Annotated in this window: 12 protein-coding genes; 6 read left to right on the top strand and 6 right to left on the bottom strand. The window is 64.7% G+C overall.

Annotated features, from left to right (window positions below; all coding sequences use genetic code 11):
* Nucleotides 1-37: 37 nt before the first annotated feature.
* A complete protein-coding gene (locus SynRS9902_RS08405; protein WP_186508788.1) occupies nucleotides 38-493 on the top strand; it encodes a peroxiredoxin in 456 nt (151 codons plus the stop codon).
* 2 nt (nucleotides 494-495) lie between these two features.
* Nucleotides 496-1,224 carry a DUF1350 family protein gene (locus tag SynRS9902_RS08410; protein WP_186508789.1) on the top strand — a complete coding sequence of 243 codons (729 nt, stop codon included), beginning with the start codon at nucleotides 496-498 and terminating at the stop codon, nucleotides 1,222-1,224.
* Here the strand turns inward: SynRS9902_RS08410 and acs are convergent.
* Nucleotides 1,214-3,187: an acetate--CoA ligase gene (gene acs, locus SynRS9902_RS08415; RefSeq protein WP_186508790.1), complete on the bottom strand. Its 1,974-nt coding sequence runs from the start codon at nucleotides 3,185-3,187 to the stop codon at nucleotides 1,214-1,216. The genes SynRS9902_RS08410 and acs overlap by 11 nt on opposite strands.
* Before the next feature lie 129 nt (nucleotides 3,188-3,316).
* Here acs and SynRS9902_RS08420 point away from each other — a divergent pair, with 129 nt between their 5' ends.
* On the top strand, nucleotides 3,317-3,967 hold the full coding sequence (locus SynRS9902_RS08420) for an HAD family phosphatase (RefSeq protein WP_186508791.1): 651 nt from the start codon (nucleotides 3,317-3,319) through the stop codon (nucleotides 3,965-3,967).
* A gap of 9 nt (nucleotides 3,968-3,976) precedes the next feature.
* Here the strand turns inward: SynRS9902_RS08420 and sds are convergent, their stop codons facing one another.
* From sds to SynRS9902_RS08445, 5 genes are read right to left on the bottom strand one after another with little or no spacing between them, the layout of a single operon-like run.
* Nucleotides 3,977-4,948, bottom strand: coding sequence for a solanesyl diphosphate synthase (gene sds / locus SynRS9902_RS08425; RefSeq protein ID WP_186508792.1), 972 nt, complete (start codon nucleotides 4,946-4,948; stop codon nucleotides 3,977-3,979).
* Nucleotides 4,949-4,985: 37 nt separating this feature from the next.
* Nucleotides 4,986-5,783 carry a glutamate racemase gene (gene murI, locus SynRS9902_RS08430; RefSeq protein ID WP_186508793.1) on the bottom strand — a complete coding sequence of 266 codons (798 nt, stop codon included), beginning with the start codon at nucleotides 5,781-5,783 and terminating at the stop codon, nucleotides 4,986-4,988.
* Nucleotides 5,780-6,874: an N-acetylmuramoyl-L-alanine amidase gene (locus SynRS9902_RS08435; protein WP_186508794.1), complete on the bottom strand. Its 1,095-nt coding sequence runs from the start codon at nucleotides 6,872-6,874 to the stop codon at nucleotides 5,780-5,782. The genes murI and SynRS9902_RS08435 overlap by 4 nt, the downstream gene beginning before the upstream one ends.
* A 5-nt stretch (nucleotides 6,875-6,879) precedes the next feature.
* Complete coding sequence (locus SynRS9902_RS08440) at nucleotides 6,880-7,701, bottom strand: carbon-nitrogen hydrolase family protein (protein WP_186508795.1); 822 nt, start codon at nucleotides 7,699-7,701, stop codon at nucleotides 6,880-6,882.
* 34 nt (nucleotides 7,702-7,735) lie between these two features.
* Nucleotides 7,736-8,467 carry a 2-phosphosulfolactate phosphatase family protein gene (locus SynRS9902_RS08445; protein WP_186510583.1) on the bottom strand — a complete coding sequence of 244 codons (732 nt, stop codon included), beginning with the start codon at nucleotides 8,465-8,467 and terminating at the stop codon, nucleotides 7,736-7,738.
* A gap of 63 nt (nucleotides 8,468-8,530) precedes the next feature.
* Here SynRS9902_RS08445 and SynRS9902_RS08450 point away from each other — a divergent pair, with 63 nt between their 5' ends.
* From SynRS9902_RS08450 to SynRS9902_RS08460, 3 genes are read left to right on the top strand one after another with little or no spacing between them, the layout of a single operon-like run.
* A complete protein-coding gene (locus tag SynRS9902_RS08450) occupies nucleotides 8,531-10,093 on the top strand; it encodes a UbiD family decarboxylase (RefSeq protein WP_186508796.1) in 1,563 nt (520 codons plus the stop codon).
* A 24-nt stretch (nucleotides 10,094-10,117) separates the two neighbouring features.
* Nucleotides 10,118-11,443, top strand: coding sequence for a 3-phosphoshikimate 1-carboxyvinyltransferase (gene aroA, locus SynRS9902_RS08455; RefSeq protein WP_186508797.1), 1,326 nt, complete (start codon nucleotides 10,118-10,120; stop codon nucleotides 11,441-11,443).
* Complete coding sequence (locus SynRS9902_RS08460; protein WP_186508798.1) at nucleotides 11,424-12,341, top strand: tRNA (5-methylaminomethyl-2-thiouridine)(34)-methyltransferase MnmD; 918 nt, start codon at nucleotides 11,424-11,426, stop codon at nucleotides 12,339-12,341. Before aroA ends, SynRS9902_RS08460 begins: the two co-directional genes overlap by 20 nt.

The raw sequence follows: 12,341 nt of genomic DNA on the forward strand, positions 1-12,341 counted from the left end.
CCTGCTGCCTAGGGTTCAACCTCTTCAGTTCAATCGAATGGCCCTCGGGATCGGCGACCGGCTCCCCTCCTTCAGCCTGGAGGATCAGAACGGTGACCTTCGCACTCCCGCTTCGGTGCAGGGCCGCTGGCTGGTGCTGTTCTTCTATCCCAAGGACGACACACCTGGCTGCACAGCTGAAGCCTGCAGCTTCCGCGACAACGCAGAGAGCTTTGCTGCCCTCGATGCAGAGGTCTGGGGCGTCAGCGGTGATGACGCCGTCAGCCACCGCCGTTTCGCCACCCGCCACAACCTCACGTTTCCGCTGCTGTGCGACCGCAACAACGCCCTGCGCCGCGAGATGGGTGTGCCGAAAGCCCTTGGTCTGCTGCCCGGTCGCGTCACTTACATCGTTGACAGCGAAGGCGTGATCCGCCACACCTTCAGCAACCTCCTGGATGGCCCGGCTCACGTGCGTGAAGCACAACAGGTGCTGAATCAGCTGCGCGGTTGAGCATGGCCAACTGGCGTCAGCTGGGTGCGATCTGGCAACTGAGGCCGGCCGAACCCACGGGATTGATCGAATTCATCGGCGGCAGCTATCTGGCGGCCACCCCCCAGATCAGCTACCGCAGGCTGCTGGAAGAGCTGGCGGCGGATGGGTTGGCGGTGCATGCCTGGGCCTATGTGCCCGGGTTCGATCATCAACGTCAGGCCCGCGATGCCTGGAGTGCCTTCCGCTCTGCGCGTCGCCAACTTGAGGAGCGCTGCGGGGCCCTTGCAGCTCCACTGCGGCTTGGCCACAGCCTGGGATGCAAGCTTCACCTGCTGGCCCCCGATGGGGGTCGGGGCAGCAGGGCTCTGGTGGCCCTGAGCTTCAACAACTTCAACGCCGATCGCTCGATTCCCCTCCTGGGGGAACTGGCACCAAGGCTCGGGGTGGAAACCGAGTTCAGCCCAAGCCCAGCTGAAACGCTTCGCTTGATCAGCCGCCACTACCAACAGGAGCGGAACCTGGTGGTGCGCTTCGGGCGCGATGAACTGGATCAAAGCGGCGATCTGATTCAGGCCCTGCGAGAACGCGCTTCCGACGCCAGCTCAACCCTGGAGCTGCCAGGCGATCACCTCACCCCGGCCAGTGCAGGGCTGCGGCGCAGCTTCCTCGGAGACTGGGCGGATGACCCCAGGCGAGTGGCGGTCATCCGTCAGCTGAGCCGAACCATCGGCCAGGCGATCAGGCCCTGAGGCGATCCAGCACGGAGCGATCTTCCAGGGTGCTGGTGTCACCACTCACCTCCTGACCTGCCGCCAGGGCCCGCAGGATCCTGCGCATGATCTTGCCGCTGCGGGTCTTGGGCAGGGCATCACTGCAACGGATCTCATCCGGCCGGGCAATCGGACCGATTTCCGTTCCCACGTGGGCGCGCAACTCCTTCACCAGGGCGTCATCGCCCTCGCGGCCCGCCTCCAGGGTGACGAAGGCCACAATGCCTTCGCCCTTGAGGTCGTCGGGCCGACCCACGACGGCCGCCTCCGCCACCGCAGGGTGACTGACCAGCGCTGATTCAATTTCCATCGTGCCGAGACGGTGGCCTGAGACGTTGATCACGTCATCGACGCGGCCCATCACCCAGAAGTAGCCATCGGCATCCCGCCGGGCACCATCCCCGGCGAAATAGAGGTAGGACCCATCGGCAGGACGGATGTGCTCCCAATAGCTCTCGCGGAAGCGTTGGGGGTTGCCATGCACGGTGCGCATCATTCCCGGCCAGGGGGCACGCACCGCCAGATACCCGCCTTCATCGGCACCGCAGCTGTTGCCTTCCGCATCGATGATGTCGGCCTGAATGCCGGGCAGGGGCAGGGTGGCGGAGCCGGGCTTGGTGGGCGTTGCCCCCGGCAGGGGGCTGATCATCACCCCGCCGGTTTCGGTCTGCCACCAGGTGTCGACGATCGGGCAGCGGTTGCCTCCAATTACGTCGCGATACCACATCCAGGCCTCCGGATTGATCGGTTCGCCCACGGTGCCGAGCAGGCGAAGGCTGCTCATGTCGAACTGATCCGGAACGGAGCGGCCGCTCTTCATGAACGCCCGGATTGCGGTGGGAGCCGTGTAGAAGATCGAGATCTTGTGTTTCTGGATCAACTCCCAGAAGGCACCGGGCTTGGACGGTCGCGGCGCACCCTCGTACATCACGGTCGTGGCACCGTTCGACAAGGGGCCGTAGACGATGTAGCTGTGACCGGTGATCCAACCCACATCGGCCGTACACCAGAAGACATCCTCATCCCGGATGTCGAAGATCCACTGGAAGGTGAGGTGGGCCCAGAGGTTGTAACCGGCGGTGGTGTGAACGACGCCCTTGGGCTTGCCGGTGGAGCCGGAGGTGTAGAGCACAAACAGGCGGTCCTCACTGGCCATCGGCTCAGCGGGGCACTCGGCACTCTGACCCTCCACCAGGTCATGCCACCACTGATCACGACCGGAGACCATCTCCACGTCCTGCTTGGTGCGCTGCACCACAAGCACGCCGGTCACCGAGGGGCAGGCGCCATTGGCCAGCGCCGCATCCACCGCGGGCTTGAGGGACACCGGCTTGTCCTTGCGGAAGCCGCCATCAGCGGTGATCACCGCTTTCACTTCACCATCGTTGAGCCGATCCCTCAGGGCTTCGGCGGAAAAGCCACCGAACACCACGGAGTGGGGAGCACCGATGCGCGCGCAGGCGAGCATGGCGATCGCCGCCTCCGGCACCATCGGCATGTAGAGCGCCACAAGGTCACCCTTGCCGATGCCCATGGCCTTGAGGCCATTGGCGGCTTTGCACACCTCGGCATGCAGTTCCTGGTAAGTGAACCGGCGCACATCCCCGGGCTCTCCTTCCCAGATCAACGCTGTCTTCTGCGCCGTTGGCCCGTCGAGATGGCGGTCCAGGCAGTTGTAGGAGAGGTTCGTGGTGCCGCCCTCAAACCAGCGCGCGAACGGAGGATTCGACCAATCGAGCACGGTGTGGAAGGGCTCGAACCAATGAAGTTCTCGACGGGCGGCCTCACCCCAGAACGCATCAGGGTCATTTTTGGCGGCATCGGCCATGGCTCGGTAGGCCTCGAGGCTGCCGATGCGCGCTTTGGCGGCGGTGTCTGCTGGCGGCTCGAACACCCGCTGCTCCTGCAGCACGCTTTCGATGGTGGTGTTGGCGTCGGTCACAGCAGACTGCGCAGTGCTTCTCCTGGAAGGGTAAGGAGCAGGACCCCGCTTGATCCAGGTCCCGTATCAATCCGTCGGACGATGATGCAGTCGATGCGAAAGGATTGAGCTGGGCATCGCCATCCCGGGATGAAACTGCCACCTGCCGCTTGCCTGTTCGATCTGGATGGGCTTCTGCTCGACACCGAGCCGCTGCATGGCCGGGGCTGGTGGGAAGCCGCGGCCCACTTCGGCACCCAGCTGAGCGAAACCCAGTTGATGCAGCTGAAGGGCCGTCGCCGGCTCGACTGTGCGGCCCAGGTGGATGCATGGCTGGCGAAACCGGTGGGCGCGGATGCCCTGTTGGCGGTGCAGCAGCCGATCGTGCGTGCCCTGCTTCCGGATGCTGCCCCGATGCCTGCCGCGCAGGAGCTGGTGGCGCATTGCCACAACCGGGGCATCCCGATGGCACTGGTCACCAGCAGCAGCAGCGAGGCCGTCGCATTCAAAGCAGCCCCCCATCCCTGGCTGGAGCTGATCCAGGAACGGGTCTACGGCGACGATCCCGAGCTCGACGCGGGTAAACCCGACCCCGCACCCTTTCGGCTTGCTGCCCAACGGTTGGGGCTCAACCCAAGCAACTGCTGGGCCCTGGAGGATTCCCAGGCCGGCAGCCAATCGGCCCATGGCGCCGGTTGTCAGGTCTGGCTGGTGAACCCCAAGGGATCAGACCAAGCCAACCTGAACACCAACCCCTGTTCGATCAACAGCCTGGCTGTTGTGTTGAGGCTGTTGTCTTGAGGTATCCGCTCAGTACAGACGGCTGAGAACGAAGTCCGGCAGTTCCATCAAGGCGCGTTGCGCCGCAGATTCAGGCAGCCAGGCGATTGATTCACGGGATTCGCGGGCAAAGGTTTCCGCCAGCTCACGGGTGCGTTCAATCGCCTTGGATGCCCGCACCATCTCCAACGCCTTGTCCAGATCACCGGGCTCGGAGAACTGGCGATCGATCAACGGCTGCAGCGATGGATGCTCCTCAAGGGCATAGAAGGTGGGTGCGGTGAGGTACCCGCTGGCGAGATCACTGGCTGCGGGCTTGCCGAGCTGCTGATCGTTTCCGGTGAAATCGAGGATGTCATCCACCACCTGGAAGGCCAGACCCAGCTGGCGGCCGAATTGGTAGAGGCTGTCGAGCTGGGTCGGCGAGCAACCGCTGAGCACACCTGCAGCACGGCAGCTGTTGGCAATCAGGGATGCCGTTTTGCAATAGCTCTTTTCGAGGTAGGTCTCAAAGGTTTGGGCCGTGTCGAAGCGGTAGAGGCCCTGCTTCACCTCCCCATCCGCGAGATCCATGATCACGCGGCTGAGCAGCTTGACCACGTCGAGGTCATCGAGGTTGGCAAGGTGCCAGCTGGCCTGAGCGAAGAGGAAGTCGCCGGCAAGAACAGCAACCCGGGCATCGAACCGGCTGTGGACCGTGTCGACCCCGCGCCGGGTGGAAGCCTCATCCACCACATCGTCGTGAACGAGCGAGGCCGTGTGGATCATTTCAGTGATCTCAGCCAGGCGGCGGTGGCGGGGCGTGAGCTCTCCCTGAGGGGACAGAGCCCGCGACAGAAGCAGAACGATGCCGGGGCGCAACCGCTTGCCGCCGGCACTGAACAGATGCTCGGCAGCGGCCTGGAGGATTGGGTGACCTGCCCCGATCAGGCTGCGCAGGTCTCCGAGCAGGGTTTCAAGATCTGTCTCTACCGGTTGGAGTAGCTCGGTAACGGTGCTCATGACTCCCCTCGGCGCCGCGATCCTAGTGGTCCCATGCTCAGTCCTGCAGCAGCTGAAGGCTGACGGCAGGCCGCTGGCCCAGCCAGGGGGTGGCGCGCACAGCGAAGCCATCGGGGTCTGCGGTGACGCAGAACCGGCAGCTCTCCAGGGAAAACGGCCTTGGAGCAGGCGAGATCCGCGCCGGTGGCCCCAGAACGGCATCCAGTTGACGGGCCACGCCGATGGCCGGGTCAATGATCTGGACCGACTCCGGCAGCAGCTGACGCAACAGCGGCACCAATAACGGGTAATGGGTGCAACCCAGAACGATCGAGTCCACGGAGGCTGCCAGCAGGGGTTCGAGATAGGCCTGGGCCGCACGACGCAGGTCGTCGCTGTTCATCTCGCCGGCTTCGATCAAAGGCACAAAGGCAGGACAGGCATGCTCGATCACCATCGACCCGGGGTGAAGCGCTTCGATGCTGGCTCGGTAGGCCGAAGAGGCCACAGTGGCAGGCGTGGCCAGCACTCCAACACGGCGTGTTTCCACCATCGCCGCGGCGGCGCCGATCAGACCGATCACCGGGGCCCCGGCCTGCCCCTCGGCCACATCCCTCGCCAGGGCATTGGTGGTGTTGCAGGCCATCACCACCGTGGAGACCTTTTGGTCGCGCAACCAACCCACCACTTCAGCGGCGATGCGTCGAATGTCATCCGGTTGACGGCTCCCATAGGGAACCCGGGCTGTGTCACCGAGGTAAACGCAGGGCACCGATCCATGGCGTTCGAGCACCCGGCGCAGCACCGTCAAGCCGCCCAGGCCGCTGTCGAAGAACCCGAGCAGTTGAGGCGTCATCGCACCTCCTGCTTGAGGTAGTTGAGGATCCCAGCCGCCAGGGCCAAGGCCAGGCGGCGGCGATGGTCAGCGTTGGCCAGCCGCGGCGCGTCAATCGCCCCGGTGACAAATCCCATCTCCACCAGAGCCGAAGGCATGGTGCTGCGCCGGATCACGAAGAAGCGGCCGCGTCTGACGCCGCGATTCGGTGTTCCGGGGGACACATCCATCATCTGCTGCTGCAGATAGGACGCCAGACGTCCAGAACGGGGGTCCGAGAAGAAGAACGTCTCGATCCCGTTCACATCCGGACGGTTCATGCTCAGGGCATTGGCATGGATGCTCACGAAGGCCGTGGCCCCACTGCGGTTTGCCAGAGACACCCGCGGCGGCAGGTCCACATCCACTTCACGGGTACGGGTCAAGCGCACGTCCACGCCCCTCGCCCGCAGAAGGTCGGCCACCTGCAGCGACACATCCAAAACCACGTCGGTCTCGCGCAGACCGCCGATGCCGATGGCCCCCGGATCAGGGCCCCCATGACCGGGATCGATCACGATGCGATAACGGTTGCGGGCCACGGTGGGCAGCCCGGAAGGATCCACCGGCGTGCGTTTGGGACGGAATCCACCCGGTGGGAGCCAGGCCGTGGCACGACCGCTGAGGTCGCCTTCACCGAAATCATCCAAGCCGCGGGTGGGCAGGCCTGTGAACACCAGTTCCCAACGGTCCGGAGCGGTTCCACGCAGGCGCAGATCGTTGGGGTTGAGATCCACATCAGGGCGGAATTCCACCACCAGACGGGTGGCACCCGCGCGGGGTTTGCCCAGCCGGATCTCACGGACGGCACCGCGTCCCGCCAGGCGCCGCGGGAATCTCAGCTCACCTGGAATATCAATCCAGACCCGGGTGCCGCGGCCATCGCTGGCGGCCTGAAAAAACGCCTCCAAGCGAGCGTTCCGGCTGGTGCGCAGCTTGAGCACCCCCTCCTCGGTGAAGGCCCAGGCGGCCAGGGCACTGGCGGCTCGGGCAGGCAACGCCTGGGTGAAGGCCGTGCACTGCAGGGCTGCGGCCAGAAGCCAGGCCATCCGTCGGGATGAGGCCGGAGCCATGGCGCTCAGAACAGCGTGGGTTGGCGGTGCCGAAGGCTCGGCATCTGACCCCGAACATGGCCGAGGTGACTCGTGTTGACCGGAGCAATGGCAGCTCCAGCCTGCACACCTGCATCAGCAAGGACCGTTCCCCAGGGATCAATCACCAGGGCGTGGCCATGGCTTTGCCGCCGACCGTGATGCACACCGGTCTGGGCCGGAGCCAGCACATAGGCCGTGTTCTCAATGGCCCTGGCCTGCAGAAGCACCTGCCAGTGGTCTTTTCCGGTGAAGGCTGTGAATGCCGCAGGAATCATCAACAGGTCTGCGCCGGCACCGACGAGATGGCGATAGAGCTCAGGAAACCGCACGTCGTAGCAAATGGACAGCCCCACATTGCAGAGACCAGGAATCTCAACGACCGGAGGCAGATCCCTGCCTGGGTTCACCGTTGCCGACTCGCGGTAGGTGTTGCCGTCTGGGAGGTCGACATCAAAGAGGTGAATTTTGTCGTAACGGCCCAGGAGCATGCCGTCACGGTCGACAAGCTCAGCGCGGTTCAGGGTTCGCGATCCATCACCCACCGGCACAGGAAAGCCACCACCCAGCAGCGCTACCTGATAGCGACGCGCCATGGTCACCAGGAAGCGACTGCTCTGCTCCGCCAGGGTGGGAGCCAGCTCCAGGCGCCGGCTGTCCTCGCCCATGAAGGCGAAATTCTCCGGCAGGCCGATCAGCTCGGCACCGCGACGGGCAGCCAGATCAATCTGCTCTTCAGCTGCATTGAAGTTGAGCTCAGGATCCTGACAACTCGTCAGCTGGACAGCAGCCGCCAGGAAGTCGCTCACATGCACTGATCAGATGAGCGAACTTTAGTGAGGGTCAGGCCGCCCGAAGCACCCCAGGCTCGACCTGTGTCGGAACGACACTGAGCTGATCGAGGCCAGCACAGCAGCGGAAATCCGCATCGTGATCGCCAAGGCGAATCAAGCGCTGACCATGGGTTGCCGTGCGAAGACAAGCCTCTGGTTCGGATTGCCACTGACGCCAGAGGGAGACGGCTGCTGTGAGTTCGTCGTTGGCGGCACAGCTCCCGGTGGGATCCAGCTCCAGCAAGCGATGGCCCAAGGCACCAGCGGCCAGGGAATCCTCGAGGGAATAGGCCCCCTCCCAACCGCTGCCGACAATCGCCACGTGGGTGGGTTGTTTCGCCAGCAAGCGCTGGGCCACGGCTTCACGGTTTGGCAACGCCGCAGTCAGCAGCAGGGGAACCTCGCGGACACGATCAAGCGCCCGGGTGCCATTGGTGGTGCTCATGAACAGACGCTTGCCAGCCACCCGCTCCGGCGTCACGGCAACGGGTGAATTACCCAGGTCAAATCCCTCGAGCATTTGCCCACCGCGCTCACCAAGGAGCAGCCGCGCATCGGCAGGCCATGCCGCTGCCGCAGCGCGCAGATCGTCAAGGCTGGCGAAGGCCTGCACCGCCTCGGCACCGTTGTGCAACGCCCAGGCAATGGTGGTGGTGGCCCGCAGCACATCAATCACCACCGCCGCATCGGGGCGAAGGTCCTGCGGCATCTCTGCCGGCACATGGAAGTAGGAGATCTGCATGGCCACGCTGAACACCGGCGTGCGACACAGTACCGAGACCGCTTGCGCCGAGACCGTCATCCCATGGCCCTGTTCCAATCCGGTCCGGCCACCCGAGATCTGCGGGGCTTCCTGAAGCTGCTCGAGGACCGCGGCCAGTTGCGCCGGATCACGGCACCGGTGGATCCCGACCTTGAGCTGGCGGCCATTGCCGACCGGGTACTGAGCCAAGGGGGCCCCGCCCTGCTGTTCGAGAATGTGATCGGCTCGTCGATGCCGGTGGCCGTCAACACCCTCGGCACCGTGGAACGGGTGGTGTGGAGCATGGGCCTCGAACGGGCCGAGCAGCTGGAGGAGCTGGGGTCACGCCTGGCCCTGCTGCAGCAACCCCGCCCCCCCAAGGGCCTGCAGGAAACCAAACAGTTCGCCCGGGTCTTCTGGGATCTGGTCAAGGCCAAGCCCGACCGCGACCTCACACCCCCCTGCCGTCAGCAGGTGTTCCGTGGCGATGAGGTTGATCTCGACAACATCCCCCTGATCCGGCCCTGGCCAGGGGATGCCGGGGGGGTGATCACGCTTGGACTGGTGATCACCAAAGACCCCGAAACCGGTGTTCCCAACGTGGGTGTTTACCGGCTTCAGAAGCAGTCGGTGAACACGATGACCGTGCACTGGCTGAGTGTGCGCGGTGGTGCCCGCCACCTGCGCAAGGCAGCCGCCATGGGCAAGAAGCTGGAGGTGGCGGTGGCCATCGGCGTGCACCCGCTGCTGGTGATGGCCGCCGCCACACCGATCCCGGTGCAACTCAGCGAGTGGCTGTTCGCAGGCATCTATGCCGGAGAAGGAGTTCGTCTGGCCCCCTGCAAAACCATCGACCTGCAGGTGCCGAGCCACAGCGAAGTGGTGCTGGAGGGAACGATCACCCCAGGGGAAGTGCTGCCGGATGGCCCCTTCGGGGATCACATGGGGTTCTACGGCGGTGTGGAGGACTCACCTCTGGTGCGCTTCCACTGCATGACGCAACGGCGGGATCCGGTGTTTCTCACAACCTTCAGCGGCCGTCCTCCCAAGGAAGAAGCGATGCTGGCCATCGCGCTGAACCGGATCTACACGCCGATCCTGCGGCAGCAGATCCCAGAGATCACCGACTTCTTCCTGCCGATGGAAGCGCTCAGCTACAAGCTGGCGGTGATCTCGATCGACAAGGCCTATCCGGGGCAGGCCAAGCGTGCTGCCATGGCCTTCTGGAGTGCCCTGCCGCAATTCACTTACACCAAGTTCGTTGTGGTGGTGGACAGTCACATCAACGTGCGCGACCCGCGTCAGGTGGTCTGGGCCATCGCGGCCCAGGTGGATCCCCAGCGCGACCTGTTCACCCTGGAAAACACCCCCTTCGACACCCTGGACTTCGCCAGCGAGCAGTTGGGCCTGGGGGGACGACTGGCCATTGATGCCACCACCAAGGTGGGACCTGAGAAAAATCACGAATGGGGCGAACCCCTCAGCCGTCCGGCGGATCTGGAACAGCGGGTCAGCGACCGCTGGGCCGAGCTGGGTCTGGAGGACCTCGGCACCGACGACCCCGACCCCAGCCTCTTCGGCTATGCCCTCGATCGCCTGATTCAGGGCCTGAAGACCGGCCAATAGGATCAGCCCAACGACGAAACAACCTTGAGCGGCACAGGCCAATCCGACGACCCCCGTGAGCTCAAGGCCGGAGGCAGCCTCCAGGGACGGGTGAAGGTCCCGGGCGATAAATCGATCTCGCACCGATCACTGCTATTTGGCGCCATCGCGGAAGGAACGACAACGATTGACGGGCTGCTCCCGGCTGAAGACCCCCTGAGCACCGCCGCCTGCCTGCGGGCCATGGGCGTCAGCATCAGCCCGATCACCGATGGCGGCATCGTCACCGTTGAAGGCGTGGGCCTGGACGGATTGCAGGAACCCGCAGAAGTGCTCGACTGCGGCAACTCCGGCACGACGATGCGACTGATGCTGGGCCTGCTGGCGGGCCGCGACGGTCGCCATTTTGTGCTGGATGGGGATGCCTCCCTGCGCCGCCGCCCGATGCGTCGGGTGGGGCAACCGTTGGCCTCGATGGGTGCGGATGTGCGTGGCCGTGATGGGGGCAACCTTGCGCCGCTGGCGGTGCAGGGGTGCAAGTTGAAAGGAACGGTGATCGGCACGCCCGTGGCTAGTGCTCAGGTGAAATCAGCCCTGCTGCTGGCTGCGCTCACGGCCGAGAGCCCCACCACGGTGATCGAACCGGCCCAGTCCCGCGATCACAGCGAACGGATGCTGAAGGCATTCGGCGCCGACCTGAGCGTGGGCGGCGAAATGGGACGGCACATCAGCATGCGTCCCGGCGCCACCCTGCATGGCCAGAACGTGGTGGTCCCCGGCGACATCAGCTCGGCGGCCTTCTGGCTTGTGGCTGGAGCCCTGATCCCAGGCGCCGATCTCACCATCGAAAACGTGGGGCTGAACCCAACACGCACCGGAATCCTAGAGGTGTTGGAGCAGATGGGTGCCCAAATCGAGGTACTCAACCCCCGCGATGTGGCAGGCGAACCGGTGGGCGATCTTCGGGTGACCCACGGGCCGTTGAAACCCTTTAACTTTGGCGAGGAGATCATGCCCCGCCTTGTGGACGAGGTGCCAATCCTCAGCGTCGCCGCCTGTTTCTGCGAGGGCGAAAGCCGGATCAGTGGAGCGTCTGAACTGCGGGTGAAGGAAACCGATCGGCTGGCGGTGATGGCACGTCAGCTCAAGGCCATGGGGGCCGACATTGACGAACATGAGGACGGCATGACCATCCGCGGCGGTCGACCGCTCAAGGGCGCCGTGCTGGACAGCGAAACCGATCACCGGGTGGCGATGAGCCTTGGCGTGGCAGCCGTGCTCGCCGACGGCAACTCCAGCCTGGCGAGAAGCGAAGCCGCAGCCGTGTCTTATCCCTCGTTCTGGGACGAACTTGAACGGCTCCGCTGCTGAGCTCGGTGCACTCCGCGCCTATCCGACAGCGGATGGCAGCTTCAGCCTGCACAGCGATCACTTCGGCGAGGCCTTTCACAACTCAGCCGGGGCCCTGAATGAGGCCCGTGCCAAGTTCGTCCAACCCGCGGAGCTGCAGCGTTTCAGCAGAGGCTCTGAGCTAAGGATCCTGGATGTGTGCCTGGGGCTCGGCTACAACACGGCCGCTGTGCTGGAGGCCTTGCCGACGGCAGGGCCAAAGCTGCAGTGGTGGGGGCTTGAGTTGGACCGCCGCCCCCTGGAACAAGCCTTGGAGCAGGCGAGCTTCCAATCCCTCTGGTCAGCCCCTGTGCTGGCGAGGCTTGAAGCCATTCGCGACCACGGCTGCTGGAAAGATCCCAACAGCCAAGGGATCCAGCTCTGGGGCGATGCCCGATCGATGCTCCAGCAGATACCTGAGTCCGTTCGCTTTGACCTGGTGCTGTTGGACGCCTTTTCCCCCCAGCGCTGCCCGGAACTGTGGAGCGAGGAATTCCTTGGAGCCCTGGCGCAGCGCTTAGCGCCACAGGGACGGTTGCTCACCTACAGCCGTTCGGCCGCAGTGCGGGCCAGCCTGAAGCGGGCGGGCTTGAGCTTGTTTTCCCTGCTGCCGGCCCCGGGTGAACGGGTGGGATGGAGCAGCGGCACGTTGGCCACGCCCGCAGACTCCGGTTGTCCGCCAAACGGCCCCGGTTGGCGCCCCCTCTCGGCGATGGAGTGGGAACACCTGCAGACCCGGGCGGCTGTGCCATTTCGTGATCCCCAGGGCAACGCCACAGCTGAAAACATTCTTGAGCGCCGCCGCCTTGAACAGGAGCATTGCGGTTACAAACCCACCAATGCCTGGCAGAGGCGCTGGCGCAGGGACAGGCCGTCCTGA

It is taken from the genome of Synechococcus sp. RS9902 (assembly GCF_014279635.1).
Classification (GTDB): domain Bacteria; phylum Cyanobacteriota; class Cyanobacteriia; order PCC-6307; family Cyanobiaceae; genus Parasynechococcus.